This is a genomic window from Amycolatopsis sp. NPDC054798 (assembly GCF_053611505.1).
This window is the reverse complement of the sequence record NZ_JBSHAM010000009.1, coordinates 119,671-146,210: the sequence shown is the minus strand read 5'-3', so window position 1 is coordinate 146,210 and position 26,540 is coordinate 119,671. Positions and strand designations below refer to the sequence as shown.

Annotated in this window: 31 protein-coding genes and 1 pseudogene; 24 read left to right on the top strand and 8 right to left on the bottom strand. The window is 68.2% G+C overall.

Going from position 1 to position 26,540, the window contains the following annotated elements; all coding sequences use genetic code 11:
• Nucleotides 1-134: 134 nt before the first annotated feature.
• Nucleotides 135-1,583 carry a polyprenol phosphomannose-dependent alpha 1,6 mannosyltransferase MptB gene (mptB, locus tag ACWGIC_RS08605; protein WP_452075269.1) on the top strand — a complete coding sequence of 483 codons (1,449 nt, stop codon included), beginning with the start codon at nt 135-137 and terminating at the stop codon, nt 1,581-1,583.
• Here mptB and ACWGIC_RS08600 read toward each other — a convergent pair.
• Nucleotides 1,580-2,059 carry a VOC family protein gene (locus ACWGIC_RS08600; RefSeq protein WP_452075268.1) on the bottom strand — a complete coding sequence of 160 codons (480 nt, stop codon included), beginning with the start codon at nt 2,057-2,059 and terminating at the stop codon, nt 1,580-1,582. The genes mptB and ACWGIC_RS08600 overlap by 4 nt on opposite strands.
• Nucleotides 2,060-2,110: 51 nt before the next feature.
• On the opposite strand from ACWGIC_RS08600, the gene ACWGIC_RS08595 reads away from it, so the two are divergent.
• The 5 genes from ACWGIC_RS08595 to ACWGIC_RS08575 all read left to right on the top strand — a co-directional run bounded on the left by ACWGIC_RS08595 (nt 2,111) and on the right by ACWGIC_RS08575 (nt 6,315).
• The gene (locus ACWGIC_RS08595) at nt 2,111-2,764 is read left to right on the top strand and encodes a TetR/AcrR family transcriptional regulator (RefSeq protein ID WP_452075267.1); all 654 of its coding nucleotides are present in this window, start codon (nt 2,111-2,113) and stop codon (nt 2,762-2,764) included.
• Nucleotides 2,765-2,773: 9 nt separating this feature from the next.
• The gene (locus ACWGIC_RS08590; RefSeq protein ID WP_452075266.1) at nt 2,774-3,457 is read left to right on the top strand and encodes a haloacid dehalogenase type II; all 684 of its coding nucleotides are present in this window, start codon (nt 2,774-2,776) and stop codon (nt 3,455-3,457) included.
• A gap of 26 nt (nt 3,458-3,483) precedes the next feature.
• Nucleotides 3,484-5,034 (top strand): hypothetical protein, encoded by a 1,551-nt coding sequence (locus tag ACWGIC_RS08585; RefSeq protein ID WP_452075265.1) that lies wholly within the window; start codon nt 3,484-3,486, stop codon nt 5,032-5,034.
• A 79-nt stretch (nt 5,035-5,113) separates the two neighbouring features.
• Nucleotides 5,114-5,728 (top strand): ClpP family protease, encoded by a 615-nt coding sequence (locus ACWGIC_RS08580; protein ID WP_452075264.1) that lies wholly within the window; start codon nt 5,114-5,116, stop codon nt 5,726-5,728.
• Nucleotides 5,725-6,315 carry a ClpP family protease gene (locus tag ACWGIC_RS08575; protein ID WP_452075263.1) on the top strand — a complete coding sequence of 197 codons (591 nt, stop codon included), beginning with the start codon at nt 5,725-5,727 and terminating at the stop codon, nt 6,313-6,315. The genes ACWGIC_RS08580 and ACWGIC_RS08575 overlap by 4 nt, the downstream gene beginning before the upstream one ends.
• A gap of 49 nt (nt 6,316-6,364) precedes the next feature.
• Here ACWGIC_RS08575 and ACWGIC_RS08570 read toward each other — a convergent pair whose 3' ends face one another.
• Nucleotides 6,365-6,712 (bottom strand): helix-turn-helix domain-containing protein, encoded by a 348-nt coding sequence (locus tag ACWGIC_RS08570; RefSeq protein ID WP_452075262.1) that lies wholly within the window; start codon nt 6,710-6,712, stop codon nt 6,365-6,367.
• 66 nt (nt 6,713-6,778) lie between these two features.
• Complete coding sequence (locus tag ACWGIC_RS08565; RefSeq protein WP_452075261.1) at nt 6,779-7,234, bottom strand: hypothetical protein; 456 nt, start codon at nt 7,232-7,234, stop codon at nt 6,779-6,781.
• A gap of 267 nt (nt 7,235-7,501) precedes the next feature.
• Between ACWGIC_RS08565 and ACWGIC_RS08560 the strand changes: the two genes are divergently transcribed.
• The 3 genes from ACWGIC_RS08560 (at nt 7,502) to ACWGIC_RS08550 (ending at nt 11,506) form a co-directional block, all read left to right on the top strand.
• Nucleotides 7,502-8,698: a pyridoxal phosphate-dependent decarboxylase family protein gene (locus ACWGIC_RS08560; RefSeq protein WP_452075260.1), complete on the top strand. Its 1,197-nt coding sequence runs from the start codon at nt 7,502-7,504 to the stop codon at nt 8,696-8,698.
• A gap of 802 nt (nt 8,699-9,500) precedes the next feature.
• Nucleotides 9,501-10,679: an MFS transporter gene (locus ACWGIC_RS08555; protein WP_452075259.1), complete on the top strand. Its 1,179-nt coding sequence runs from the start codon at nt 9,501-9,503 to the stop codon at nt 10,677-10,679.
• 14 nt (nt 10,680-10,693) lie between these two features.
• Nucleotides 10,694-11,506: an aldo/keto reductase gene (locus ACWGIC_RS08550; protein WP_452075258.1), complete on the top strand. Its 813-nt coding sequence runs from the start codon at nt 10,694-10,696 to the stop codon at nt 11,504-11,506.
• An 86-nt stretch (nt 11,507-11,592) separates the two neighbouring features.
• Here the strand turns inward: ACWGIC_RS08550 and ACWGIC_RS08545 are convergent, their stop codons facing one another.
• Nucleotides 11,593-12,177, bottom strand: a complete 585-nt coding sequence (locus ACWGIC_RS08545; RefSeq protein WP_452075257.1) for a dihydrofolate reductase family protein — start codon at nt 12,175-12,177, stop codon at nt 11,593-11,595.
• Between the two features lie 71 nt (nt 12,178-12,248).
• Here ACWGIC_RS08545 and ACWGIC_RS08540 point away from each other — a divergent pair, with 71 nt between their 5' ends.
• From ACWGIC_RS08540 to ACWGIC_RS08485, 12 genes and pseudogenes are all read left to right on the top strand, one after another.
• Nucleotides 12,249-12,818 carry a TetR/AcrR family transcriptional regulator gene (locus ACWGIC_RS08540; protein ID WP_452075256.1) on the top strand — a complete coding sequence of 190 codons (570 nt, stop codon included), beginning with the start codon at nt 12,249-12,251 and terminating at the stop codon, nt 12,816-12,818.
• Nucleotides 12,819-12,919: 101 nt separating this feature from the next.
• On the top strand, nt 12,920-13,324 hold the full coding sequence (locus ACWGIC_RS08535; protein ID WP_452075255.1) for a MerR family transcriptional regulator: 405 nt from the start codon (nt 12,920-12,922) through the stop codon (nt 13,322-13,324).
• A 121-nt stretch (nt 13,325-13,445) separates the two neighbouring features.
• Nucleotides 13,446-13,973: a YlcI/YnfO family protein gene (locus ACWGIC_RS08530; RefSeq protein ID WP_452075254.1), complete on the top strand. Its 528-nt coding sequence runs from the start codon at nt 13,446-13,448 to the stop codon at nt 13,971-13,973.
• A gap of 76 nt (nt 13,974-14,049) precedes the next feature.
• Entirely contained in the window at nt 14,050-14,895 is an 846-nt protein-coding gene (locus tag ACWGIC_RS08525; RefSeq protein WP_452075253.1) for a DUF4097 family beta strand repeat-containing protein, read from the top strand.
• A 22-nt stretch (nt 14,896-14,917) separates the two neighbouring features.
• The gene (locus ACWGIC_RS08520) at nt 14,918-15,877 is read left to right on the top strand and encodes an ATP-binding cassette domain-containing protein (RefSeq protein ID WP_452075252.1); all 960 of its coding nucleotides are present in this window, start codon (nt 14,918-14,920) and stop codon (nt 15,875-15,877) included.
• Nucleotides 15,874-16,689, top strand: coding sequence for an ABC transporter permease (locus ACWGIC_RS08515; protein WP_452075251.1), 816 nt, complete (start codon nt 15,874-15,876; stop codon nt 16,687-16,689). The genes ACWGIC_RS08520 and ACWGIC_RS08515 overlap by 4 nt, the downstream gene beginning before the upstream one ends.
• Nucleotides 16,690-16,703: 14 nt before the next feature.
• Nucleotides 16,704-17,894, top strand: coding sequence for a cytochrome P450 (locus tag ACWGIC_RS08510; protein WP_452075250.1), 1,191 nt, complete (start codon nt 16,704-16,706; stop codon nt 17,892-17,894).
• Between the two features lie 209 nt (nt 17,895-18,103).
• On the top strand, nt 18,104-18,526 hold the full coding sequence (locus tag ACWGIC_RS08505) for an AAC(3) family N-acetyltransferase (RefSeq protein ID WP_452075249.1): 423 nt from the start codon (nt 18,104-18,106) through the stop codon (nt 18,524-18,526).
• A 111-nt stretch (nt 18,527-18,637) separates the two neighbouring features.
• Nucleotides 18,638-19,624, top strand: a pseudogene (locus ACWGIC_RS08500) (type III PLP-dependent enzyme); the annotation flags it as partial.
• Between the two features lie 75 nt (nt 19,625-19,699).
• Nucleotides 19,700-20,077: an adenosylmethionine decarboxylase gene (speD, locus tag ACWGIC_RS08495; RefSeq protein WP_452075299.1), complete on the top strand. Its 378-nt coding sequence runs from the start codon at nt 19,700-19,702 to the stop codon at nt 20,075-20,077.
• Nucleotides 20,074-20,901 (top strand): spermidine synthase, encoded by an 828-nt coding sequence (locus ACWGIC_RS08490; protein WP_452075248.1) that lies wholly within the window; start codon nt 20,074-20,076, stop codon nt 20,899-20,901. Before speD ends, ACWGIC_RS08490 begins: the two co-directional genes overlap by 4 nt.
• The gene (locus tag ACWGIC_RS08485) at nt 20,901-21,035 is read left to right on the top strand and encodes a hypothetical protein (protein WP_452075247.1); all 135 of its coding nucleotides are present in this window, start codon (nt 20,901-20,903) and stop codon (nt 21,033-21,035) included. The genes ACWGIC_RS08490 and ACWGIC_RS08485 overlap by 1 nt, the downstream gene beginning before the upstream one ends.
• A gap of 162 nt (nt 21,036-21,197) precedes the next feature.
• Here the strand turns inward: ACWGIC_RS08485 and ACWGIC_RS08480 are convergent, their stop codons facing one another.
• Nucleotides 21,198-21,668: a MarR family winged helix-turn-helix transcriptional regulator gene (locus tag ACWGIC_RS08480; protein WP_452075246.1), complete on the bottom strand. Its 471-nt coding sequence runs from the start codon at nt 21,666-21,668 to the stop codon at nt 21,198-21,200.
• Nucleotides 21,669-21,734: 66 nt separating this feature from the next.
• Between ACWGIC_RS08480 and ACWGIC_RS08475 the strand changes: the two genes are divergently transcribed.
• A complete protein-coding gene (locus ACWGIC_RS08475; RefSeq protein WP_452075245.1) occupies nt 21,735-22,130 on the top strand; it encodes a cupin domain-containing protein in 396 nt (131 codons plus the stop codon).
• A gap of 294 nt (nt 22,131-22,424) precedes the next feature.
• The gene (locus tag ACWGIC_RS08470; RefSeq protein WP_452075244.1) at nt 22,425-23,300 is read left to right on the top strand and encodes a nuclease; all 876 of its coding nucleotides are present in this window, start codon (nt 22,425-22,427) and stop codon (nt 23,298-23,300) included.
• Here ACWGIC_RS08470 and ACWGIC_RS08465 read toward each other — a convergent pair.
• From ACWGIC_RS08465 to ACWGIC_RS08455, 3 genes are read right to left on the bottom strand one after another with little or no spacing between them, the layout of a single operon-like run.
• Entirely contained in the window at nt 23,260-24,429 is a 1,170-nt protein-coding gene (locus ACWGIC_RS08465; RefSeq protein ID WP_452075243.1) for a GyrI-like domain-containing protein, read from the bottom strand. The genes ACWGIC_RS08470 and ACWGIC_RS08465 overlap by 41 nt on opposite strands.
• Before the next feature lie 16 nt (nt 24,430-24,445).
• Nucleotides 24,446-25,177, bottom strand: coding sequence for a phosphotransferase family protein (locus tag ACWGIC_RS08460; RefSeq protein WP_452075242.1), 732 nt, complete (start codon nt 25,175-25,177; stop codon nt 24,446-24,448).
• 50 nt (nt 25,178-25,227) lie between these two features.
• Nucleotides 25,228-25,701: a M15 family metallopeptidase gene (locus ACWGIC_RS08455; RefSeq protein WP_452075241.1), complete on the bottom strand. Its 474-nt coding sequence runs from the start codon at nt 25,699-25,701 to the stop codon at nt 25,228-25,230.
• A gap of 151 nt (nt 25,702-25,852) precedes the next feature.
• Here ACWGIC_RS08455 and ACWGIC_RS08450 point away from each other — a divergent pair, with 151 nt between their 5' ends.
• Nucleotides 25,853-26,527, top strand: a complete 675-nt coding sequence (locus tag ACWGIC_RS08450) for a response regulator transcription factor (RefSeq protein ID WP_452075240.1) — start codon at nt 25,853-25,855, stop codon at nt 26,525-26,527.
• Nucleotides 26,528-26,540: the final 13 nt, after the last annotated feature.

Below are 26,540 nucleotides of genomic sequence, written 5' to 3'. Positions count from 1 at the left end.
GGCTGTAGTCCGTGAGGGGAACCCTGAGGGAATCAGATTCCCTCAGGGTTCCCCTCACGGACCGGTGGCGGTGGCGCGGGGCTCGGCGGAGTCGGCGGCTACTACGATCTCCGCATGTCGTGTGCAGGTCTTCGATGAGTAGTCAGCCGGTCACGCTCTCGCGGCCCGTGCGGTTCTTCGGTTTCGCGTCCGCGGCAAGTCTTCGCTGGACCGGCTTCGGCGGGGTGCTGCTGCTGGCCGCCTCGGTGTACGCCGGGGCCGCCGGGATGTCCGGAGTCCTGCCGTTCGCGGGCGGGATCGCCGGGGTCGGGCTGGTGGTGCTCGCGTGGGCGCTGCTCGGCGGACGCGTCCTCGCCTCGGACGCCCCCGGCGCGCGCTGGCTGAAGTGGACGCTCGCGTTGTGGTGCGGGCCGTTGCTCGTCGTGCCGCCGTTGTTCAGCGGGGACGTCTTCAGCTATCTCGCGCAGGGCGCGGTCGCCGCGCACGGGTTCGACCTCAACGTCGTCGGGCCGCAGCAGGCGCTGGGGACGGCGTCGGACATCGTCGGCCGGGTCAGCGTTTACTGGCGAGAGACGCCTTCGCCGTACGGGCCGTTGTTCGGCGCGGTCGAGAGGATCATCGCGCAGGTGTCCGGCGGGAATCCGATCGTCGGTGTCGCGCTGCACCGGCTGATCGAGGTGGCCGGGCTTGTGCTGATCGCGTGGGCGGTTCCGCGACTGGCGGCCGCGGCGGGAGTGTCGCCGCGGGTCGCGCTATGGCTGGGTGTGCTGAACCCGCTCGTGCTGTGGCACGTGGTCGCCGGGATGCACAACGATTCCCTGATGGTCGGCCTGATGGTCGCGGGCGCGGCGGTCGCGCTGGAAGCGGTGGGCGACCGGATCCGCTGGTGGCCGCTCGCCTGCGGGGTGCTGCTCATCGCGTTCGGCGCGGAGGTGAAGGTGCCCGCGCTGGTCGCATTGGCCGCGGTCGGGACGGCCATCGCCCGTCGCCGCGGGCGGATCGGCGAGTTCCTGCTCGCTGGGGCCGCGATGGTCGTCGTTTTCGTGGCGGTGTCCGCGGCGGTTTCGCTGGCGACGGGGATCGGCTTCAGCTGGGTCTCGGCGCTGACGACCTCGGGGGAGGTCAACAGCTGGATGGCGCCCACGAACTGGTTCGGCTTCCTCGTCGGCGGCGTCGGTTCGCTGTTCGGCGCGCACATCACGCAGACGATGATCGGCGTCGGGAAGATCATCGGCTACGTGCTCACCGCGGCCGGGATCGTCGTCGTGCTGCAGCGTCAGTGGACCGGCCGGATCGACGCGGTCCGCTCGCTCGGGCTGATGTTGAGCGTGGTCGTGATTTTCGGGCCCGTCGTGCAGCCGTGGTACCTGCTGTGGGCCGTGGTCCCGCTGGCCGCGTCGTTGCCCGCCGGACGTTTGCGGTCGGTGATGATCACTCTCGTCGCGGTGTTTTCTGTCGTGCTTCCGCCGGTCGGTGGCAATTTCAGCGGGCGCGTCGGGTTGCTGGTGCTCGCGTACGTGATCGGGCTCGCGGTGGTGGTGGCGGCGTTCTTCGCGCTGCGGAAAGCCTCCACAGTGGACTAATGCTGGCTCAGCCAGGCTTTTTCGGCAGCTTGGGAGGACGCGATCGCGTCGTTGACCACGAGCGGTGCTGCCGGGTCGAGCGTGGTGTGGGATTCGGTGGTGTAGAAGCGGACTTCGTGGCCGTCCGGGTCGTGCAGTCCGGGCAGGATCCAGCCGAGAGTCGCGAAATGGACGCCGGCGTGCTGTTCGCCGCGGCGCGTGAGGTCGTCGGCGAGTTCGGTGATGCTGGCCCGGTCCGGGACGCCGATGGAGAAGTAGTCGAACCCGGCCGCAGAGCGCGCTAACTCGGGGTTGAGCACGAGGCCGAGGTCCGGACCACCGCGCGGATGCGTCATCGTGACGCCGGTCCGGCGGCCGTGCTGCCGGAATTCGAGGGCGACCGCGTAGCCGAGCCGGTCGGCGTACCAGGCCGACGACCGGTCCAGATCGGCCACCGGCAGCTTCAGATGATGCACTCCGTCGAGGGTGGGAATCATCGTTGACCTCCACTGATGCAGTAAGACTGCAATGCAGTTATGATGCATCTGATGAACGACCAGGTCAAGGCTGATGCTCGGGCCGAGTTCGGGGCCGCACGGATCGCGCGGACCGAGGCGCTCGTCGTCGCTGCGGCGCGGGAGCTGTTCCTGGAACACGGCTACGCGGCCACCGCGCTCACGCAGGTCGCGCGCCGAGCCGGGGTCGCGCCGAGGACTGTGTACGTCCGCTTCGGCACCAAAGCCGCGTTGTTCCGGCGGGTCATCGACGAAGCGCTCGTGGGGGACGCGGAGCCGGTCGATGTCGCGCACAGGCCGCGGGCGCAGGACGCGATGACCGCTGGAACCTTGGCCGAACGGCTGAACGCACTCGCTGACGTCACGGTAGGAATCGCGGATCGCGCGGGAGCCTTGCTTGAGGTGGCGGCGCAAGCCGAGGGGGCGGAGCCGGAAATCGCCGAGGCAGCCCAATCGGGGCGGCGGGAAACGGCGCGACTGTGCAAGGAATTCTGGTCCCGCGCGGCGGACGACGGCCTGCTTGAGTCCACTGTGGACGTCGTGCAGCTCGCGTGCACCATGGATGCGTTGCTGTGTGCGGACACGATGGTGCATCTGCGCCGGGTCCACGGCTGGTCCGCGGCGGAATACGGACGTTGGCTGCGCGAGGCGTTGCGGACGTTGCCCCGGGAGCGGGCGTCCGGCTAGGTTGCGATCATGGACATCGATGTGCTCGTGTTCGACGTGCTCGGCACCCTTGTCGACGAACCGGCCGGAATCCGCGCGGGGATCCGGAAATTCGCGCCGTCGCTCGCCGAGCCGGAAGTTGGACAGCTGCTTTCGGTGTGGCAGAAGCATGTTGAGCGGGAGCAGGCTCGCATTGTCGCCGGGGAACGGCCGTACGCCGCGAGCGACGTCATCGACCGGGAAGCCGCGCAAGCCGTCGCCGACGCGGTCGGCGCTGGCGACGCGGCCGATTTGGCGCTCGCGGCAAGGCAACTGCCGCCGTGGCCGGACACTGTCGCCGGGCTCGCCCGCCTTGCCGAGCGTTTCCCGCTGATCGGACTGTCCAACGCGAGCCGGACGTCGCTGTTCGACCTGTGCGCGCACGCCGGACTGCGCTGGCACACCGTGCTTTCCGCCGAGAACGCCCGCACCTACAAGCCAGCTCCGGACGTCTACCGGCTCGCCATCGACGTCGCGGGCCGCGCACCGGAACGGCTGCTGATGGTCGCGGCGCACGCTTGGGACCTTCGCGGCGCGCAGGCAGCCGGGTTCCGGACCGCGTACGTAGGCCGTCCGGTCGGTGACCCGCCGGGTCCCGCTGATCGCTTCGACCTGCAGGCAGACGGACTCGCGGACCTCGCCGACCAGCTCGCGCGCGTGCCTCGTCGCGGCTGAGCGCCGGACCAGGCATGATCTCGGGCGTGACTGCGCCCCGGGTGACCGATCTCAGCGACTTCGAACGTCTTGTGGTCAACGCGGCGAGGGAAGGCACGCTGTTCGGCGGCGAGCAGATCGACGTTAACGATCTCGCCGAAACCGAAAACCCGGACCATCTCGTGCGCGCCGAGGTGCTGCGCGATCTGCTGCTCGGCAGGCACGGCGACCTCGACCCGCGCGGGGTAGTCCTGGTTCGCGTCCGCGTCACCGGCGAACTGAATCTCGACGGCGCCACCGCGACCGCCGGGCTGATGCTGATGACCTGCGTCTTCGACCATCCGGTGCTCGCGCGCCAGGCGACGCTGCCGCATCTGTACCTGATCGGCGGGCGCATGCCCGGCCTTCAAGCGTCGCGCGTGCGGATCGAGGGCGACCTGCACCTGTCCGACGGCGTGCAGATCACCGGGTCGGGCTCGGAGGGAGCGATCCGGCTGATCGGCGCGCGCATCAGCGGGAGCCTGCTGTGCCGGGAAGCGGAGATCTCGAATCCGAACGGGCTCGCGCTGGAAGCGAGTTCCGCGGAGCTCGGCAGCGGCCTGTACCTGCACCAGGGAACCCGGATCACCGGCTCGTCGGCCGACGGCGCGATCCACCTCAATGGCGCGCGCATCGGCGGCCCGCTGGAGTGTCAAAGCATCCAGGTCTCCAACGACACCGGACCGGCCATCGAGGCGGACACCCTGACGGTCGGCCGCAGCATGCTGATCCGGGATTCGGAACTGAACGGCAGCGGCGAACTCGGCGCGGTGCGGTTGCAGGGCGCGCAGATCGGCGGCCAGCTCGAATTCTCCGCGACCACACGCGTCACCTCGCCTGAGCATCGGCTGCTCGGCCTCTCCGACGCGAAAGCCACCACGGTCTTCATGCGAAGCGATCTCGTGTGCCCCGACGGCAGCACGGGTTCCGAATGCCGTCATTCCGAACTGGCGTGGCTGGACGGATTCACTTACGCCGCAATCGATCCGGCTTTCGGCTGGCGGCGGTGGCTGCATCTGCTCCGCTGCCACACCGAGTACTACGACGCCACCGGCTACCAAAAGCTGGCGGCGGTCGAACGGACCGCGGGCCACGACGGCAACGCGCGCGCCATCCTGATCGCGCAGCAGGACGACCTGCGCCGCCGCTCGCCGGAAGCCCTCGGCGGGCGAATGTCGCGGCTGTTCCACTGGATCTGGGGCGCACTGGCCGGATACGGCTACCGCGCGCGGCGCACCGCGGCGGCGTTGCTGCTCGCACTCGTCGCCGCGGGCGTGCTCGGTTTGTGGGCTGGGGCAACGGAAACCCGGCCTGGGCATCACGCGGCGGAGCGGGTGGCGAATGGCGCTGCGTGTTCGCCGGTGGAGTTGATCGGGCTGGGGCTTGATCGTGGGCTGCCGATCGCGCCGACTGGTTTGCGGAGCCGGTGTGATCTGGATACGGCCAGTGTGCCGGGGCAGGTGTTCACGGCGGCGATTTGGGGGGTGCAGGTGGCGGTGTGGGGGTTGGCGACGTTGGCGTTGGCGGGGTATACGAATCTGGTCCGCAAGACCGGCTGAGTTTCCGCGCTGCTCACAGCAGATCTGCCGGGAGCAGAGAAGGAGGACGCGGCGGGGTCCGCGACGGCACAGTCGGGGCATGACCAACGAATCGACTCCGCCGATGTTCGACCAGCGGCTTCGGGAACGGTTCCTGAGCCAGCGGGTCCTCGTACTGGACGGCGTTCTCGACGACGACAACGGGACGGTCCTCGCGACCCAGATGCTGTCCCTCGCCGGCGAAGACCCGGTCAAGGACATCGCGCTGTGGATCCACTCGCCCGGCGGTTCGGTCCCGTCGATGCTCGCGATCCGCGACGTGATGCGGCTGGTGCCGTGCGACGTGTCGACGCTCGCTCTCGGGCTGGCGTGCAGCGCCGGGCAGTTCCTGCTGTCCGCGGGCACTCCCGGGAAACGATTCGCCTTGCCGCACGCGCGAATCCTGATGCACCAAGGATCCGCGGGAATCGGCGGCTCGGCCGTGGAGGTCGAGGTACAGGCCGACGACCTGCGCTACACCCGCGACACCGTCCTGGGGCTCACCGCGCAGGACACCGGACAGCCCTTCGACCGCATTTTCGCCGATTCGCTGCACGACCGGTGGTACACCGCGCCGGAGGCGAAGGACTACGGCTTCATCGACCAGATCGTCGACCGCCTGGAGCAGGTCGTGCCGGTGCGCACGCACGCGATGGGCCTGGGGGTACGCGCATGAGCACCTACACCATCCCGAACGTCGTGACCCGCAGTCCCGGCGGCGAGCGGATCATGGACGTCTACTCGCATCTGCTGTCCGAACGGATCGTGTACCTGGGCACGGCGATCGACTCGGGCGTCGCGAACGCGCTGATCGCGCAGCTGCTGTTCCTGGAGTCGGACAACCCGGAGCAGGAAATCAACCTGTACATCAATTCCGAGGGCGGCGACCCGGCCGCGATGCTGGCGCTGTACGACACGATGCGCTTCATCAAGGCCCCGGTGGCGACGACCTGCGTCGGCCAGGCCGTGGCGACTGGTGCGGTCCTGCTCGCCGCTGGCGCGGCCGGCCGGAGGTCGGTGCTGCCGCACGCGCGGGTGGTGCTGCACCAGCCCGCCGCGCAGGGGCGGGGGACGATCCCGGACCTGATCCTGCAGGCGGACGAGGTGATCCGGGTGCGGACGCAGCTGGAGGAGATCGTCTCGAAACACACCGGGCACGACGTGGCGGAACTGCGGCACGACACCGACCGGGACCGGGTGTTCGACGCGGCCGGGGCGGTGGAGTACGGGCTGGCCGACCAGGTGATCGCGGCTCGTCCGTGAGGCGGCGCTCGCAGGCCGGCCTGGGGTTCCGGCCTGCGGCGTGCCTGGTTCAGGCAGCCATCAGCACGGGCCCGGCCGGACGGCGAGCCGGCCGCGGTCCCACCACGCTGATCTGCCGGATGTCGCCGAGGATCCCGCTCAGCAGACCCGTCAGGTTCACCCCGAGCGCACCCGTCACCGCGGCGATCATCTCGCTCGACGGTTCCTTCCGGCCGCGCTCGATCTCGGACAGGTACTGCGGCGAGATCCCGGCCCGCTCGGCGACGTCGACGAGCCGCTCGCCCTGTTCTTCCCGGGCGGCGCGGAGGCTGCGGCCGAGGACCTCGCGCCACAGCGGTTCCGCCTCGTCGTCCCGGGCGGGGGCGCGGCGCTGGTGGAAAGGAAGGATGTCCGCCATAGGCCCAGCCTGGCATCCGCCGGGCCCGGAGGGACAGCGGTTCCGCTCAGGGCAGAACGCCGGCGGTCATCCCGCGACTTGATTGGCGAGCATGATCACGCCGAGCACCAGCGCGATCGCCGACACCGCGATGCCGACCACCGACACCGGCTTTCCCGTCCGCCGCCCGATGACGCCGACGAGTCCGAAGGTCAGCCCGGCGACCCCGAAGGGGAGCGCGAGGTACGCGCGGATGCCACTCAGGTCGATCGGCAGCAGCGGGACCACACAGCCGAGGACGCCCAGGACCAGCGCCGCCACTCCCAGCCAGACGCCGTTCGCCGGAGCAGGCGCGGCCCACGGCTGGGGATAGGGCGAGTAGCCCGGGTACTGCTGGACGTTCGGCTGTTGCGGCCAGTGCGGCGGTTGTCCGGTCGCCGGTCCTGGCTGCGCTGCGCCCGGTGCCCACGGTGCTGATTGCTGCGCAGGACCGGGCATCGGCGCTCCCTGCGGAGTGGATTCGGACGCCGGGCCGTCAGTCATCGGAAAGCTCCTCACCGCGCGAACGAAACGTCGTCACACCTTAGATCGCCAGCGCGAGAAGCCCAATCCATTGCCCGCTGGTCGGTAGGGTGCGCACGAGGCAGCCACAAGCGACCGACGAGGTGACGCATGGACCGGCGCGAACTGATCGACCAGGCTCTCCGTGGAGTCGAGGCCTGGGAACGGAAATGGGGTCCCTTCACCCCGTCCCCGGCCAGCCAGCCGGACGTCGACCTTCCCGCGCTGCTCGACTCCTACGCCGCCCGGATGGACGCGTCCTTCCCTTTCTTCCATCCTCGCTACGCAGGCCAGATGCTCAAACCGCCGCATCCGGTCGCGGTCGCGGCCTATCTCGCCGCGATGGTGGTCAACCCGAACAACCACGCGCTCGACGCCTCGCAGGCCACCTCGCCGATGGAGGTCGAGGTCATCGCGGATCTGGCGCGGATGTTCGGGTTCGCCGAACCGTCGCTCGGCCACCTCACCTCCAGCGGGACGATCGCGAACCTCGAAGCCCTGTGGGTCGCCCGCGAACTGGCCCCGGGCAAGGCGGTCGTCCATTCGCGGGACGCGCACTACACGCACGGACGCATGTGCCAGGTCCTCGGCGTGGAATCCCGTGCGGTGCAGGCACTTCCAGACGGACGCGTTGATATGTCAGCTGTCGAAGCTGAAGTCCGCGGGGGCGGGGTTGGCACGGTAGTCCTGACTCCTGGAACTACTGGGCTGGGAGCGGTCGACGACATCCAGCAAGCCCTTGCGCTGAAGGAACGTTACGGCGTCCGCCTGCATGTCGACGGCGCGTACGGCGGGTTCTACACCCTGCTTGACGAATACGAGGCGTATCGGGCGATCGGCTCGTGCGATTCCGTCGTCGTTGACCCGCACAAGCACGGGCTTCAACCGTACGGCTGCGGTGCAGTGCTGTTCGCCGATCCGGCGGTCGGCCGGTTCTATAAACACGATTCTCCCTATACTTACTTCACTTCCGACGAGTTGCACCTCGGTGAGATCTCTCTGGAATGCTCCCGCGCGGGTGCCGCTGCTGGTGCGCTTTGGCTTACCTTGCAGGCATTTCCGCTGGAGCGAGACCGGGGGTTGGGAAGGCTGCTGGCTGCTTGCCGGAGGGCGGCGAACGATTTTGCCGGGATGCTCAAGGAATCTGACCGGTTCTCGTTGCATCTTGAGCCTGCTTTGGACATTGTCACGTACTGGCCCCGGCGGGCCCGGATGAGCGAGATCACCGAAGCTGCCAATGTCATCCTTCAGAAGGGTATGGCGGACAAGGAGAATCCGCTGTATCTGTCGACTTTGCGGGTTGATGGGGATGCTTTCGCCGCGCTGCACCCGGAGGTCGAACGCGATGCCGAGACGGTCACGATTCTCCGGTCGGTGTTGATGAAGCCGGAGCATGAAGGGTGGGTTCCGCAGCTCAAGCAAGCGCTCGACCATCTGGCGGACTGAGTCCCGCGGGATTGGTCTGTTCCATCCGGATGGAACGCCGGTTGCCTGTGGTGCGCGGGCCGAGATGCGTCCACAGTAGACGGACTCCGCGCGCTGATTGATATCGCTGGCGTGGTGCCGAGAGCGTCGAGGTGTGCTCGGCACCCGACTGGCTGGCCTCTGCTCATTGACTTCGGCTGCTGCTCTCGTTCATTGGCACCACCTGTCGGCTCGGCCCGATGGCTCCCGCCGGGCGGTGTCCTGGAAGCAGTCGCCGGGATCCCGTCCGCTGGTCGACTTGCCGCAGGTATGCCGGTCGATTGCATGCCGTCGACTTGCTGTCTGCGAGCAGTCGACAAACCCCGCGGATACCGCCCGTGCGTGGATCGCTGCCGAGGTTTCCTCTGCCGGTCGGGGCCGTCCCCGGCCTGCCCCGCCCTGCCCTGGCCCGCCTGGCTTGCTGACCTGCCCCGGTCCGGCCTGACCTGCTCCGGCTTTGCCCCGCCCGGCCCGCCCGCCGCGCCCCACTCGGCTCGCCCCGCCGTGCCCAGCCCGCCGCGCCCTGTCCCGGGCTGACCCGCCCCGTTCAAGTCTGGCCTGGTCTTGCTGCCTGCCTTGCCTTGCTCCGGCCCGGCTTGGTCCGCCCCGGCCCGCCCGGTCCATCCCGGCCTGGGTTCGCGGCGCACCATCCCGCCCCAGCTCGGCCCCAACCCGCCCCAACTGTGACCCTCATCAACAACAAGCGCCAACAACAAGACGCGTATGCAACTATTGCTGAAGCCGACAAGCGGCACCAACACGCAGACCAAGGAGGCGCGGGCTCATGCCATTAGCACTGGTAGCGCTGGCCATCGGGGCCTTCGGAATCGGCACGACCGAGTTCGTGGTCATGGGCCTGCTCCCCGAGATCGCCGCCGCCTTCGGGGTGTCCATCCCGTCCGCGGGCTTCCTCGTGACCGGGTATGCGCTCGGGGTCGTCGCCGGTGCCCCGGTGATGACGATGCTCGGCACGAAGATCAACCGCAAAACCATGCTCATGCTGCTGATGGGCCTGTTCATCGCCGGGAACCTGCTGTCGGCGGTCGCGCCGGTGTTCGGGGTCATGCTCGCCGGGCGGATTGTCGCGGCGCTCGCGCACGGGGCGTTCTTCGGGATCGGCTCGGTCGTCGCGGCGGAGCTGGTCGCACCGGACAAGCGGGCGGGCGCGATCGCGCTCATGTTCACCGGGCTCACTGTCGCCAACATCGTCGGCGTGCCGCTCGGCACGTTCGTCGGGCAGGCGGCCGGCTGGCGGGTCACTTTCGGGATCGTCGCGGCGCTTGGCGTCGTCGGGCTGGCCGGGGTCGCGAAGCTGGTGCCGGACCTGCCCCGGCCGGAAGGGGCGCGGCTGCGCAAGGAGCTGGCCGCGTTCCGGAACATCCAGGTGGTCCTCGCGATGGCGATGACGGTTCTCGGCTTCGGCGGCGTCTTCGCCGCGATCACCTACATCGCCCCGATGGTGACCGAGGTCGCCGGGTATCCGGCAGGCGCGGTGACCTGGCTGATGGTGCTGTTCGGCATCGGCATGTTCCTCGGCAACCTGACCGGCGGCCGGTTCGCCGACCGCAAGCTCATGCCGTTGCTGTACATCAGCCTCAGCGGTCTTGCGATCGTCCTGGCGCTGTTCACCGTCACCGCGCACAGCAAAATCCTCGCCGCGGCAACGATTCTGCTGATCGGCGCGCTCGGGTTCGCCACCGTGCCGCCGCTGCAGAAGCGCGTTCTCGACCAGGCGCACGGGGCGCCGACGCTCGCCTCCGTCGTCAACATCGGCGCGTTCAACCTCGGCAACGCGCTGTCCGCGTGGCTCGGCGGCATCGTGATTTCCGCCGGATTCGGCTACACCGCGCCGAACTGGGTCGGGGCCGCGCTCGCCGCTTCCGCGCTCGGCCTCGCGATCTGGTCGGCCGCTCTCGAGCGCCGTCCGCGCGCCGCGGTGGCCGAACCCCTTGTCCAGCACTGAGAAAGGCAATTCCGATGAAGGTACGTCTCAACAACGGCGTCGAAATCCCGCAGCTCGGCTTCGGCGTCTTCCAGGTCCCGGACGACCAGACCGCCGCCGCGGTGACCAGCGCTCTCGAAGCCGGTTACCGCAGCATCGACACCGCCGCGATCTACGGCAACGAAGCAGGCGTCGGCCGCGCCATCGCCGAGTCCGGGATCTCGCGCGAAGACCTCTTCGTCACCACCAAACTGTGGAACGACGACCAGGGCTACGACTCCACCCTGCGCGCTTTCGACGCCAGCCTCGCCAAACTCGGTCTCGACTACGCCGACCTGTACCTGATCCACTGGCCGACCCCCGCCCGCGACCGCTACCTCGACACCTGGCGCGCCCTCGAACACCTCGCCAAGGACGGCCGGATCCGCGCCGTCGGCGTGTCCAACTTCCAGCCCGCGCACCTGCGCCGCCTGCTCGACAACAGCGACCTGGTGCCCGCGGTCAACCAGATCGAATTGCACCCCGGCCTCCAGCAGGCCGGGCTGCGCGCCTTCCACGCCGAGCACGGCATCGCGACCGAGGCGTGGAGCCCGCTCGCCCAGGGCGCGGTCCTGACCGACCCGGCGATCACCGAAATCGCCGAGCGCACCGGGAAATCCGCGGCACAGGTGGTGCTGCGCTGGCATCTGCAGCTGGGCAACATCGTGATCCCGAAATCGGTGACGCCCGCCCGGATCCGGCAGAACCTCGACGTCTTCGACTTCGAGCTGACCGACGGCGACCTCGCCGCGATCGCCGCCGCCGACCGCGGCCTGCGCACCGGTCCTGACCCGGATCAGCTCAACTGAGTAATCGTTGCCGCGCAACGGAAACCGGGCCGTCACCGTTCGTCGCGTTGGGTGCTATGCGGGCACTCAACGCGGCTTTCGCGCCCCTAGCTCCGCACCAGCCGGGTAGCCGTGACCCCGTTCGGGAAGGCTGTCCGTTCGGCCACGGAAAACACCGTCGGGTCGAACCCGCCGTCCACCATCGGGATGCCCGCACCGGCCACCACGGGGTAGCTCTTCAGCACGATCTCGTCGATCTCCGGCAGCAGCGCCCCGGCCAGCTTGCCGCCGCCGCACAGCCAGATGTCCTTTCCGGTTTCCTCCTTCTTCAGGTCTCTCACCAGGCCGACCGGATCGCCGGGAACCACAGTCACGGCTGGGTCGACGTCCGGTTTCAGGGTGCTCGACACGACGTATTGCCGCAGGTGTGCGTAGGGGCTCGGGACGGCCGGGTCGAGCTGGTGCGTCGCGCGGCCCATCAGGACGGTGTCGAACCGGCGGTTCGGGACGTCCTCGACTCCGGCGCCGGCGCGGAAGGCGGTCGGGACGGTTTCCGGGTACAGCGTGGTCATGAACCCCATGTAGGCGGCGGTCTGCTGTACATCGCCTTGCGGGAAGAAGTCGAATTCGCCTCCGGGTCCGGCGATGCGGCCGTCGAGGGTGACCGCGATGTAGTACACGAGCTTTCGCATCTGGTAACTCCATCTGTAGTACTATGGTTGAAGTGGTTTGAACCGTACAACTACAACTGGAGTGGTGTCAAATGGTGCGGAGGAACGACCAGCGACGGGCCGCTCTCGTCGACGCGGCGATCGAGGTGCTGGCGCGGGAGGGGGCGCGCGGGCTGACGTTCCGGGCGGTCGACGGGGAGGCCGGCGTTCCCGCGGGGACCGCGTCGAACTACTTCGCCAATCGGGACGAGCTTTTCACGCAGGCCGGGGCTCGGGTGTACGAACGGCTGCAGCCGGACGACGACTCGATCCCGCCCGGGCGCGCGGACCGGGAGTCGTATGCCCAGTTGATGCGGGAACTGGTCAGCCGGATCGCCGCGTTCCGCCCCGGGTATCTCGCGTTGCTGGAACTGCGGCTCGAAGCCACTCGACGGCCGGAGTTGCGCCGGGTGCTGACGGAGCGCGTCCGGGCTGATGTCGAGGCGAACGTCGCGCACCACGAAGCGTCCGGGCTGCCTGGTGACGCCACGGCGGTCAAACTGCTGATTCTCGCGTTGAACTGGCTGATCGTCGAACAGTTGACGTTGCCGGACGTCTTCTCCGAAGCGGAGCGGGAGCAATTGATCGCCGCCGCGGTCGAGCGGATCGTGGCCGCTGACTAGGGGCCTCCCGGCCGGAATCCTGGCTCCGAGTCCGCGGGGCCAGTGAAATGTTTGCTTAGCCTAACCTTGCTTCCGAGTGGCTCAGTGCGGTGCAATAGGGCATGGACCTGTACTCGATCGGCGAGGTGTCGGCGCGCTTCGACGTGCCGGTGTCGACGCTGCACTACTGGGAGAGCTGCGGACTGATCGAGCCGCACCGCCGCTCCGGCTGGCGGTTCTACGACCAGGACCAGCTCTACCGGATCGCGCTGATCCGCATCTGGCGGGAAACCGGCCACCTCAGCCTGGACGACATCGCGGCGCTGCTCGGCGTCGACGGCAAACCTGACGACTGGCGGAGCACGGTCACCGCCCGGATCGAGGCGATCCAGGAGCAGGTGACACGGCTGCTCGACGCTCAGGCGTACCTGCATCACCTCATGACCTGCGGGCACGACGGTGCCCTGGACGAGTGCCCTACCTTCCGCGCTGGGATCGATCTGCCGGTCGCGAAGGCGGCCAGGTAGCTGAATTTTTCTGCGTGGCACCACGTGTTGACCTGGTCTTTTGCCATCTCGTGTGCCGAAGTGGTGCCAAACTGAGCCACGATGGCTTGTGGTGGTGCCAAGCGTGTGCCATAGTGGTGCCATGGACTTGACCACGTACGTAAGCAACCTCGGGCGGGAATTCGCGACGCTGGCCGAGGCCGGCGGCGAAGAGGGACGCGCGCTGGTCGAGCGGCTGACCGGATCGCTCGAATCGGCGATCCGGATGACCCTCCTGGACACCCTGTCCGGCGCCGTCGACGAGATCACCCGGGACCTCGCGCCCGGCTCGGTCGAACTGCGCCTGCGCGGCCGCGACCCGAACTTCGTCGTGACCGCGCCGCCCGCCGAACCCGCTCAGCCCGCCGCACCCGCGGCCGCGGCCGATCCGGTGCCGGAGGCCGAACCGCTGTTCTCCGAGGACGGCCCGTCCGCGCGGATCAACGTGCGGCTGCCCGAACAGCTCAAGGCCGCGGTCGAAGAGGCCGCCGCCAAGGAAGGCCGTTCGGTGAACGCCTGGCTCGTCCGGGCCGCGACCGCCGCGCTGCAGCAGCGACCCGAGCGCGAACAGCGGTTCGAGCCGCCCGGCGGCGGTTTCTCCAAGCAGAGCTTCACCGGCTGGGTCCGCTAGCTCTCTTCTTCACCACACCCTTCACCCGTCTCTGACCTGCGGAGACGGCACACCTATCCGAAATGTGGGGACAACCATGCCTAAATTCGACACTCCCGAACCGATTTCCGTCACCGTCGACCTCGGCGTCGGCCACGTCCGGTTCGCCGCGAGCGACCGCACCGACACGGTCGTCGAGGTCCGTCCGTCCGACGAGATGGACGACTCCGACGTCAAGACCGCGAAGCAGATCCGCGTCGAGTACAGCAACGGCACGCTGCACATCACCGGCCCGAAAATGCGGGCGTTCGACTTCTCCCGCAAGACCCGTTCGGTCGACGTGACGGTCGAACTGCCCACTGGCTCGCGGGTTTCCGCCGAGGTGCAGGCAGGAGCCTTCCACGGGACCGGGCAGCTCGGGCAGGCCCGGCTCAAGACCGCCGCCGGGAACGTCAGCCTCGACCGCACCGGCCCGCTGCGGCTCGACACCTCGGTCGGCCACGTCACGGTCGAAGGCGTCGCGGGCGACGCCGAGGTTTCCACCGCGTCCGGGAAGATCCGGCTCGGCCCGGTCGACGGGACCGTGGTGGTCAAGAACTCCAACGGCGACACCGCGATCGAGTCCGCAGGCGGAGACGTCCGGGTGCGCGCGGCCAACGGCGACATCGTGCTCGAGCACGCCGGTGCGGGGGTCGACGCGAAAACGTCCAACGGGGCCATCCGGCTGGGCGAGGTCGTCCGCGGTTCGGTCGTGCTCGAAAGCGCGATCGGCGATCTGCGGATCGGCATCGCCGAGGGCACCGCGGCCTGGCTCGACGTGAAGACCAACTTCGGCCAGGTGCGCAACCAGCTGGAGACCTCGGCCAGCGCGGGCGAGTCCAAGGAGACCGTCGAGGTCCGCGGGCACACCGCGTTCGGCGAGATCGTCATCCACCGTTCCTGATCCCAGCTTTGGAGAAAAAGCTATGCCCAGCAATCATTCCCGGCCGGCGATCGCCGCCACCGGACTGCGCAAGTCCTTCGGCGACCACGTCGTGCTCGACGGCATCGACCTCACCGTCGCCCGCGGCACGGTCTTCTCGCTGCTCGGCGCCAACGGCGCGGGCAAGACCACCACGGTGAAAATTCTGTCCACTTTGATCAACGCCGATGCCGGTGCGGCGCAGATCGCCGGGTACGACCTCGCCTCGGAAGCGGACGGGGTGCGCGCCTCGATCGGCGTCACCGGGCAGTTCTCGGCGGTCGACAATCTGCTCACCGGCGAGGAAAACCTGCTGCTGATGGCGGATCTGAACCACCTCGACCGGGCCGCGCGCCGTCAGCGCACGGCCGAGCTGCTCGAACAGTTCGACCTGGTCGAAGCGGCCAAGAAACCGGTGTCGACCTACTCCGGCGGCATGCGGCGCAGGCTCGACCTGGCGCTGACGCTCGTCGGCAGCCCGCAGGTGATCTTCCTGGACGAGCCGACCACCGGCTTGGACCCGCGCAGCCGCCGGGCGATGTGGGAGATCGTGCGCAAACTGGTGGCCGGCGGCGTCACGATTTTCCTTACCACGCAATACCTCGACGAGGCCGACGAGCTGGCCGACCGGATCGCGGTGCTCGACCGCGGGCGGATTGTCGCCGAGGGCACCGCGGAAGAGCTGAAGCGCCAGATCCCCGGCGGGCACGTCCAGCTGCGCTTCGAAGAAGAAGCCGACCTCGAGCACGCGCAGCGCGCGCTGAGCGAGGCGTCGCGGCAGAACGACGCGCTGATACTGCGCGTGCCCAGCGACGGCAGCCTGCACTCGCTCAAGGCGTTGATCGACCGGCTCGACGCCTTGTCGGTGAAGGTCGACGAACTTTCCGTGCACACGCCCGATCTCGATGACGTTTTCCTTGCCCTCACCGGCAATCCCACTGACGAAAAGGTGACTTCCCGATGACTGCGCCCGTTCTCGCCGGACCGGACCTGCGGTTCCATCCGGTGCGCGACTCGATGACCATGCTGCGCCGGAACCTCAAGCACATGCTCCGCTATCCGTCGCTGACGATCATGCTCGTCGGCATGCCGGTCGTGTTCCTGCTGCTGTTCGTTTACGTCTTCGGCGGGACGCTCGGCGCCGGGCTCGGCGGGCCTTCGGGCGGCAGAGCCGAATACGCCAACTTCGTGGCGCCGACGATCTTGCTGATGACCATCACCGCCACGGTGCAGGGAACGGCGATTTCGGTGGCGATGGACCTGACCGAAGGCGTCATCGCCCGGTTCCGGACCATGCACATCGCCCGGGTTTCGGTGCTGACCGGGCACGTGCTCGGCAGTGTGCTGCAAGCGTTGTTCGGGCTCGTGGTGGTCACCGGGGTCGCGTTGCTGGTCGGGTTCCGGCCCGCCGCCGGGGTCGGTTCGTGGCTCGCCGCGGTCGGGTTCCTCGTGGTGGTGGCGCTCGCGCTGGTGTGGCTGTGCGTCGCGCTCGGACAGGTGAGCAAGAGCGTCGAATCGGCCAGCAACACGCCGATGCCGTTGCTGCTCCTGCCTTTCCTCGGCAGCGGGTTCGTGCCGACCGATTCGATGCCCGGCGCGCTGCGGTGGTTCGCCGAATACCAGCCGTTCACCCCGATCATCGAGACCCTGCGCGCGCTGCTGCTCGACAAACCGCTCGGCAACCACCTGTGGTTCGCCCTCGGCTGGTGCGCCGTGATGGGCATCGGCGGCTATCTCTGGTCCAAGAAGCTTTTCAATCGCGAATACGCCCACTGAAAGGGGTATGGGGGATGACCGGCGAAGAGATCGTGCAAGGGGTTCCGATGGGGCGGGCGAAGGGATGCCCGTTCGATCCGCCGCCGTCGCTGACCGCGGTGCGGGACCGGGCTCCGCTGACGCGGATGGCGTTCCCGGACGGGCACCTCGGATGGCTGGCCACCGGGCACGCGGAGGTCCGGGCGATTCTGGGGGACCAGCGGTTCAGCAACCGGTACGAATTGTGGCACTACCCGTTTCCCGGCATGGAGCAGTTCACCGAATTGCCGCCGGCTCCGGTCGGGGACATGACCGGGATCGACGCTCCGGAGCACACCCGGTTCCGGAAGCTGCTGACGGGGAAGTTCACCGTCCGGCGGATGCGGTTGCTCAGCGACCGGGTCGCCGAGGTCTCCGGCGAGTACCTGGATGCGATGGAGCAGGCCGGGCCCGGGGTCGATCTGCTCGAGGCCTACGCGCATCCGGTGCCCGCGGTGATGATTTGCGAATTGCTCGGGGTGCCTTATTCGGATCGGGCGTCGTTCCTGGGGGACGCCGCGGCGATCAACGATGTGGAGCTCGCCGAGGAAGAGCGGATGGCGGCTTACGCCGGGCTGCAGGAGTACGTCGGCTCGCTGGTCCCGGCGAAGCGGGCTTCTCCGACCGACGATTTGTTCAGCGATTTGACCAGCAGCGATCTGACGGACGAAGAACTGGCGGGACTGGGGACGTTCCTGCTGGCCGCTGGGCTGGACACCACGGCGAACATGCTGGCGCTGGGGACGTACGCGCTGCTGAGCAATCCGGAGCAGTGGGCGGTGGTCCGGGACGAGCCGGAGGCCGCGGGCGCGGCGGTCGAGGAGCTGATGCGGTATCTGTCGATCGCGCACACCGGGGTGCGGGCCGCGCTGGAGGACGTGGAGATCGGCGGGCAGGTGATCCGGGCCGGGGAGTCTGTGGTGGTGTCGGTGCAGGCGGCCAACCGGGATCCGGTGAAGTTCGAGCGGCCGGACGAGCTGGACGTGCGGCGGGTCGCGACCGGGCACGTGGGGTTCGGGCACGGGATTCACCAGTGCCTGGGGCAGCAGCTGGCTCGGGTGGAGATGACTGTGGCGCTGCCCGCGCTGGCGCGGCGGTTTCCGGGGTTGCGGGTGGCGGGCGAGGTTTCGCTGCGGCCTGAGTTTCAGAATATTTATGGGGTGCAGAAGCTTCCCGTTGCTTGGTGAAGTGGGGTGACTCCCTCGCGGTTGATTGTTTAGCACTGGCTCGGCGCTCTCGACAGCGCCGAGCCATTGCTAACTGCGGCGGGGGGCTAGGGGCTGGGGCGGGGTGGTCGTCTTGGGTGGGTTGGGAGGGAGTGTGGCGGTTGTGGTGGACGCGGATGTGGTGTGTGCGGGGGTGCGGGAGCTGGGGGTGGCGAGTGGCGGGGCGGTGATTGTGCATTCGTCGTTGTCTGCGTTGGGGAAAGTGGAGTACGTGGGTGCGGGGGACGCGTCGGCAGCCGCTCGCGTATGCGGTGGGGCCGGGGTCGCCGTTCGAGTGGCTGTATCGGGAGCGGGCACAGATCTTGCTGCTCGGCGTAGGGCATGATCGGAACTCGTTCTTGCACTACGCGGAATCTCTGGTGCCGCGTCATCGGCGTAAGGTTCGGCGGTTTCCGTACCTTGTGGACGGGGAGCGGGTGTGGGTGCGGACCGGCGACAACGGGCGCTTCTTTCCTCAGGTCGGGGCGGAATTCGAGGAGACCGGCGGCGTGCGGCGGGGGAAGATCGGCGCTGCGGACTGTCAAGTAATGGACTGTGTACCGTTCGTAGGGTTTGCCCGGCGGAGGCTCGGGGAGTTGCTGCGGTGCGGCTGACGGAGCTGGCGGAACCTATACTCGGGCGTTGTGACTGAAGGGTTCTCGCAGGTGCTGGAGCGTTGCCAGGCGTTCCTGGAGGAACGGCAGCCGCCGACGCCGTGTCTGGTGATGGACCTTGACGTGGTGCGCGGGAACTGCGAGCGGCTCCAGCAGGTGCTGCCGGAAGCGCGGATGTACTACGCGGTCAAGGCGAATCCGGCTCCGGAGGTGCTGCGGGTCCTTCGGCAAGCGGGGGCGGGGTTTGACGTTGCTGGGCGCGAGGAGATCGAACTGTGTCTCGCGCAAGGGGTGCGGCCTGAGTCGTTGTCCTATGGCAACACGGTGAAGAAAGCGCGCGACATCGCGTTCGCGCACCGCGTGGGGGTGCGGCGGTTTACCTTTGACAGCCTTGCGGATCTTGAAAATCTCGCCGAGTTCGCGCCGGGGGCGACGGTTTCGTGCCGGATTCTGGTGGACAGTCCCGGGGCGTTGACGCCGTTCGGGCGGAAGTTCGGGTGCAGTGCCGAGATGGCGGCCGACCTGCTGGTTCGGGCGGCTGAGCTGGGGCTCGATCCGGAGGGGGTCGCGTTCCACGTCGGGTCTCAGCATGTCGATCCGCGGGCTTGGGAAGCCGGGATCGCTGCTGCGGCCGAGGTGACTCGCGCGGTCGCGGAGCGCGGGGTTTCGTTGCGGGGATTGAACATCGGCGGCGGGTTTCCGGTCGGTTATCTGACTGAGCCGCCGCCGTTGGCGGAGTACGCGGCGGTTATTCGCGAGGCGGTGGGGCGGCATTTCGCGGTAGCGCCAGTGTTGTCGTTCGAACCGGGGCGGGCGGTGGTGGCCTCGGCGGGGGTGATTCGCAGCGAGGTGGTGCTGGTGTCGCGCAAGTCCTCGGCGGACGAGCGGCGTTGGGTGTACCTCGACATCGGCCGGTACGGCGGGCTCGCCGAGACGGAGAACGAGGCGATCGCGTACCGATTGGTCACTGCGCACGACGGCGGTCCGGACGGGCCGGTCGTTGTTGCCGGGCCGACTTGCGACGGGGACGACGTGCTTTATCAGCGCACGCCGTATCGGCTCCCGATGGCGTTGCGGGCCGGGGATCACGTCGACATTCCGGGAGCAGGGGCGTACACGCAAAGCTACTCTTCGGTGTCGTTCAACGGTTTCCCCCCGCTGCGGTCGTACTTCATCGGCGGGGAATCCGGTGGGGTGGGGGAGTTCGCCGGACGGCATGTGCTGGCCGAGTTTTCCGGGGTGTCCGCGGAATTGCTCGACGACCCGGCGTTTCTGTGCGAGAGCTTGGAACGTGCGCTGGACAAGGCCGGCGCGACAGTGTGCGAAGTGACGCACAAACAGTTCGAACCGCACGGGGTGACGGCGATGGCGTTGCTGTCGGAGTCGCACGCCTCGATCCACACGTACCCGGAGCGCGGCTCGGCGTTCGTGGATGTGTTCACGTGCGGGCGCAAGGCGGATCCGGAACTGGCCGTTCAGTTGCTGCGGGACTTGCTCGGCGCGAGCGTTTCGCGGGTCACCACTATCCACAGAGGACAGGAAGACAGTTGAACATCGAGGAACCGGTCGGTGCGGGATTGACCAGGCAGTGGCACGTTTCGGACGTGCTGGTCGACACGCGGACCGCCTACCAGCACCTGGTGATCGGCAAAACGGCGCAGGGGATTTCGCTGTTCTGCGACGACGAGCGGCAGAGCACCGAGTTCAGCCAGCTCGTGTACCACGAGGCGTTGCTGGTTCCGGCACTGCTGCTGGCGTCCACTGTGGACCGGGTGCTGGTGGTCGGTTCCAGCGAAGGCGTGGTGTGCCAGATCGCGGCCGAGGCGGGGGCTTCGGTCGATCACGTGGACATCGACGCCGAGGCGGTTCGGTTGTGCGCGGAGCATCTTCCGTACGGGTACTCGTCGGCTGAGCTGGCCCGGGCGGAGCGCGGCGAGGGGCCGGTTCGGGTGCATTACGCCGACGGGTGGGAGTACGTCCACACTTGCGCGGAGAAGTACGACGTGGTGCTGGTGGATCTTCCGGACGAGCAGGACGATACGGACGCTCAGCACAACCGGTTGTACGGCAAGGAATTCTTGGCGAAGTGCCGGTCGTTGCTGACGCCGGGCGGGGTGGTGGCGTACCAGGGCGGGTGCCCGACGTTGTGGCGGAACTCGACGTTGGTGAAGTGCTGGCACCGGTTCGAGGAAGTCTTCCCGACGCCGGTTTACTTCGGCTCGCCGGAGCATGAGTGGGCGTTTTTCTTCGGTACGGATGTGGAAGCGCCGTTGGAGACGATGGTGGAGCGGCTGTCGGCGCTGCGGTACCGGCCGGTGACGATCGACGCGCTGGCGTTGCGAGGGGCGACGGTTCCGCCGATCAGCCTTCGTTGATGACGGAGGTGTGGACGTTCGCGCTGCACAGTCCGGACGACCCGGTCAGCGCGGCGCGCGAACTGTCCATTTTGGTCGGTCTGGAAGCCGTCGAGCGGTACCGGCCGGATCATCGCGTGCCGGACCAGCGGTGAACGTCGGCAGGTCGCTGAGCAGGCGCACCCGTCGATTCAGCGGAAGTTAACCAGCCTCGGGGCCGGAGCGCCGCCGGACCAAACGGCCCTCGCGGAGCACGGCATCTACGTCTCGCCCCTGGAGAAGCTGGCTCTCGATACCTGCGACGCCTGATCGGCCGCTCAGTGGCCGGAGAACCACCCCGGCAAATCCAGCCGCGCGGACTCCGGCGAAGCGACCTTCCGCAGATCCTCCTCCAGCGCGCGCAGCCGGTCGGGGCCCAAGGTCTCCGACCACTCCGAGCGCAGCCGGTCGAAGATCCGCGCTGACTTGGCCAGGCAGTCGAGCCCCCGGTCGGTCAGCCGCACCAGCATTCGGCGACCGTCGCCGGGGTCGCGTTCCCGGTGGACGTAGCCGAGCCGTTCCAGGCTGTCGATCGTTTTGCCCGCGGCCTGCTTGGTCACCCCGAGCGTGCGGCCCAGTTCGACGGCGGTCGTACCCGCGGGGCCGATCGCCTGGAAGACGAAGCCGTGCATCGGCCGTACGTCGGGGTGGCCCTGCTTCGCCAGTTCGGCGTGCAGGGCGTCGATCAGGCTGCGGAAGCCGAACAACAGGCGCAGCGGCAGCTCGTATCCGGGCGGATCGCTTGACATAGGTAGACAACCTCATTGACTATATGGGCAACCTGGTTGTCTACTTTAACCCAAGGAGATGAGCGCATGACAGTCATCCGGGAGAGCCGCCGGACGGAAACTCCGAACGCGGTGATGACGACGCTGGCGTCGCCGACTCAAGGCGGCAGTCAGCAGGCGGTGTGGAGAGTGGAGATGGCGCCCGGCGCGGCCGGGCCGGTGCACGCGTTCGACACGGAGCAGGTGTGGACGATTCTCGACGGCGGGGCGGAGGTCACGCTGGGCGGCGTCGTCGAGTCCCTCGCCAAGGGGGAGACGGTGGTGCTGCCTGCGGACGAGGAGAGGCAGGTGCGGGCCGACGCGCGGAGCGGCATGACGGCGATCGTGTGCGCGCCGGGCGGCACGCGGGTGTATCGGACCGGCGTAGTGCCCGCCTGCGCGACGGCCGACGGGGACAAGATTCTTCCGGACTGGGTGGCCTGAGCTGTGGCGGGCGTCACGGAATGTTCGGCGATCTTGAGCGCTACAACGGATATGTCTGCTCCCACCACGCCCGAAGAAACCGCACCGGCCGTCCCCGTTCTGGACGACTTCGATTTTCCGCTCGTCGACGGAGCCGCCTGCCGGATCGACGACCCGGATTGCGAAGCCTGCCAGTAACTCCGCACGCACGGAAGAATCCGTTGCGTGACAACTGGTAACAACCCGAGTGGCTGGTAGGTGACGGCTCGGGAAACACGGTAACTGCCGGCCGGTCCGGCAGTTACCGTCGTTCTCGTGCCGTTGACATTGATCAAAGGTCAGTTCCGGGTCGTCGGGGCCTCCCCGGACGGGGATTCCGTCCGGTTCTATCCCGATCGGGCCGATGCATTTTCCGCCGCCGGTCTCAAAGTGCGGACCAATTCCCGGGGCGGGGTGCAGTTGCGCCTCGACGGGATCGACGCGCTCGAGACGCATTACCGCCCGAGGGTCGCCGGGGCCGAGATGTGGTACCAGCCGAAAGAGCTGGCTGACGCGGCCGGGGCGGAACTGTTGCGCTACCTCGGTTTCACGAAGGTCGAGCGCGACGAAGGCGGTCGCGTTTCCACCAGTACGCCGGGGGAGACGAGCGGGCACATCCTGACCCGGTTCGCCGACAAGTACGGCCGTGCGGTCGCGTTCGCGTTTCCCGGCCAGCGCGCGGGGCGCTCCACGGACGGCGGAAGCGTGCACCTCGACCCGAAAACACTGAAAGCGTCGGCGAATTTCCATCTGCTCGAAACCGGGCTGGCGTACCCGACGTTCTACTCCAAGCTGTACCCCGATCTCCGGCAGGCGATGGCGGACGCGTCCGTAGCGGCGCGCACCGCGGGCAAGGGCGTGTGGGAACACGACGTGACCACCAGCGGGTTCCGGCTGACCAGTCGCACCCAATTGCGCGACAATGTGGTCCTTTTGCCGAAACTGTTCCGCCGTTTGGCTGATTATTTGAGCTTGGACGAAACTGGCGGTGTCTCGCTCGCCGGGTTCGCGGACTACGTCGACACCCGGAACGACCGGCTTTTCACCATTCCCGACGGCCACGCGACAGAACTCAGCACGCTCCTGTCCGTCCGGCGGCAGACGTTGATGCTCACGACTCCGCCGGAGCAGATCGTGTTCCAAGAGGCTTGACCGGCTGGCGCAGCACCGTCTTGAGCTTGCCGGGTTCGGTGCGGCGCGGGTCGCTCAGGTAGACCTCGTGGTGGTCGCCGTTGAATGTCAGGCCGTGCTCGGGCAGGTATTCCTCGTGGAGCCGGTGCAGCGTGGGCGTTTCGTCGTCGTACGAGCCGATGTGCAGGATCTGGACGCTCGTGCCTTCATTCAACGTGCGTAGCTGAACTCCGGCGACCGCGGGGTTGTCCTTCTTCTTCGCGACGCTTTCGGCGGCTTCCCGCACCATCTCCTCGGTGATCCAGTCCGGCAGGCTGATCAGCATCGTCCAGTCCCACTTTTCCTTGTCCCGCGTCAGGAAAACGCTGGGGTCGTCGGCTTGCCACAGGCCCTCGAGAGGTCCGACGACGAAGTCTCGGCCGAGGGTTTTCTTGCTGGCGAACTTCACCGAGTACGCGATTCCGTACAGCGCTTCGACAGCGTTCGTGTACTCCGGCGCGGTGTTCGGGTCGCCGTGGCCGTCCGCGGCGAGGTACTGGAGCGCGGGCACCTCCACGACGGTGAAGTCTTTGGCCGACGGCGAATACAACGCACGGTGGGCCTTCTTGATGTCGTACTTCTCCATCGCGGTCTCCTTGGTGAGGACGCTCTCGGTCCAGGCGAGGTCGGCTGCGAGCATCGCTTCGCTGTAGTCGAAGATCGCCGCCGCGGCGTCCGGTAGTGGTTCTTGCCGGGCGCGCGTCGCCCGGACTTCGGCGAGTTGTTCGCGTACAGCGGTGACTCGTGCGGTCAATCCGGAACGAACGTCGGCGTCCGGCAGGCCGGGGCTGTTGGCCATCGCGATGAGGACGCGAGCGTGGACCGGGGTGAGGGTGGTGAGGGCTTCGCGGGTGGCGTCCGCGCACAGTTCGACGCCGGACGGGGTGGCTTGGAAGGTCGCGCGCGATTTCCCGGAGCGCGGAGCGCCGGTGGCTTCGATCAGGCCGCGCTTGGCCAGTTTGTCGAGGACGTAATAGATCGACGAGAAACCGAGCGCGGTCCAGGCGCGGATGCCACGCTCCTCGATCACCCGCTCCAGGTCGTAGCCGTGCCGGGGTTGCTCGACGAGCAGGCCGAGGACGGTCAGTTCGGCGTCGGTGAGTGCGGGCACGCCAGCTATTCTAGTACTAGAATAGCTGGGCTTCCAAGACCGCGACCTCCGGTGCCGGGTCGAAGCCGTGTCCGATCAGCCAGTGGACCACCCGCAGGCTGCGCAGCGACCACCACGCGCGGAGTGCGTCGAGGTCGACATCGCCTCCGTAACCGGCCACGACGTCGGCCAGGTGTTCCTGGTGGGCGAGCGTCAAGGCGGCGAGGTCGAACAGGGCGTCGCCCTGCGCCGCTTCGGACCAGTCGAGGACGCCGGTGACCTCGTCGCCCTCGACGAAGATGTGCGCGACCTGCAAATCGCCGTGCGTGAACACCGGGGTCCACGGCCGGAGTGCCGCCTTGGCGATCTGGTGGTTGCGGGTGACCAGGTCGGCGGGGAGGACATCATTCGCGATCAGCTCCGCGCATTCCCGGTCGAGGTCCTCGGCGAGTTCGTCGGGGTGTAAACCGGGAGAAGGCGGCAGCGGCGCGTCGTGCAGTTTCCGGGCGGCGGCACCCGCGGCGGCCCAGGCTGCCGGCGACGCGGTCGACGGTTTGCCGGGGCGGCCGAGTTCCCGTCCGGGCAGGGCGGCGAGCGCGAGCACCGGCGGTTTCCGCCACAGGATCTCCGGCGTCGGGATCGGGGCCAGCGCCATCGCGGAGACCTCGGCGTCGGCGCGCGCCTGGTCGGTGTCGACCTTCAGGAACACGTCGCCGACGCGCAGGGTCGCGCGTTCGTGGTGGGCGACGACGACTTCGACTTCCTCCATGACCAGCGATTGTCACGAAGACGATCACGAATGGCACGGGATTTTCCGGCTTAACGTCGCAACCGCGGATCCTGCGACGGGTCCGCGTACATCGGCGGGCAGCCATGGAGGATGGCTTCGGGGCGAAGTTCGTAGTGCCACGGTTCATTGCGGTAAATCTGGCAAAGTCCATACGCGGCACCGTTTTCCGACAGCCAGGCCGTGGCTTCGAAAGGGCCGAGGTCGATCGCGTTCCCCAGTACGTGCGCGGACCGGTCGGCGGTGGCTACCCAGCGGGCGGCTTCCTCCTCCGAACCGTATTTGGCGATCGCCCTGCGCCGAAGCTGATTCTGGTACGCCGGGGAACGCCAGCCGCTGTTGACGCGAAACTCGACGCCGTCGTTCGCGGCGTCCTTCGCCGCTCGGCGCAGCGCGTCGAGGAAAGCCGGGTCGAGATTGGCCACGGCCGGGATTTCGGCGAACACCGTCGTGCCGTGCGGGACGATTCCGTCGGCCTCGGTGAGCGCGCCGCGACGGCGAAGCACCCGGCGGACGGTTCTCCGGAAAACAGCGAGAGCCGGGCGTCGTGCTGATTCGCTGCGGGTCATAGCGGTCAGCCAAGGCGAAACGGTGTTGCCAGCACGTACGCGGTTTCGGATATGCCAGCGATACGCGCCTGCTCGTAGCATCGAGGACATGCGTGTGCTGATCGTCGAGGACGAGCCCTACCTGGCCGAGGCCATCCGGGACGGGCTGCGCCTGGAAGCGATCGCCGCCGACCTCGCCGGGGACGGGGACACCGCGCTGGAAATGCTGAGCGTCAACGCGTACGACATGGCGGTGCTCGACCGGGACATCCCCGGCCCGTCGGGCGACGAGATCGCGAAACGCGTCGTCGCGTCCGGCAGCGGCATGCCGATCCTGATGCTCACCGCCGCCGACCGGCTCGACGACAAGGTCTCCGGTTTCGAACTCGGCGCCGACGATTACCTCACCAAGCCGTTCGAGCTGCGCGAACTCGTGCTGCGGCTGCGCGCGCTCGACCGCAGGCGCGCGCACAACCGGCCGCCGGTGCGGGAAATCGCGGGGCTGCGGCTGGACCCGTTCCGCCGCGAGGTCTACCGGGACGGCCGGTACGTCGCGCTCACCCGGAAGCAGTTCGCCGTCCTCGAGGTGCTCGTCGCGGCCGAGGGCGGGGTGGTCAGCGCCGAAGAACTTCTCGAACGGGCCTGGGACGAGAACGCGGACCCGTTCACCAACGCCGTGCGCATCACCGTCTCGGCGCTGCGCAAACGGCTCGGCGAACCGTGGCTGGTCGCGACCGTTCCCGGGGTCGGCTACCGGATCGACGACGGATCGGACCGCGGGTGATCCGGGAGCCGGG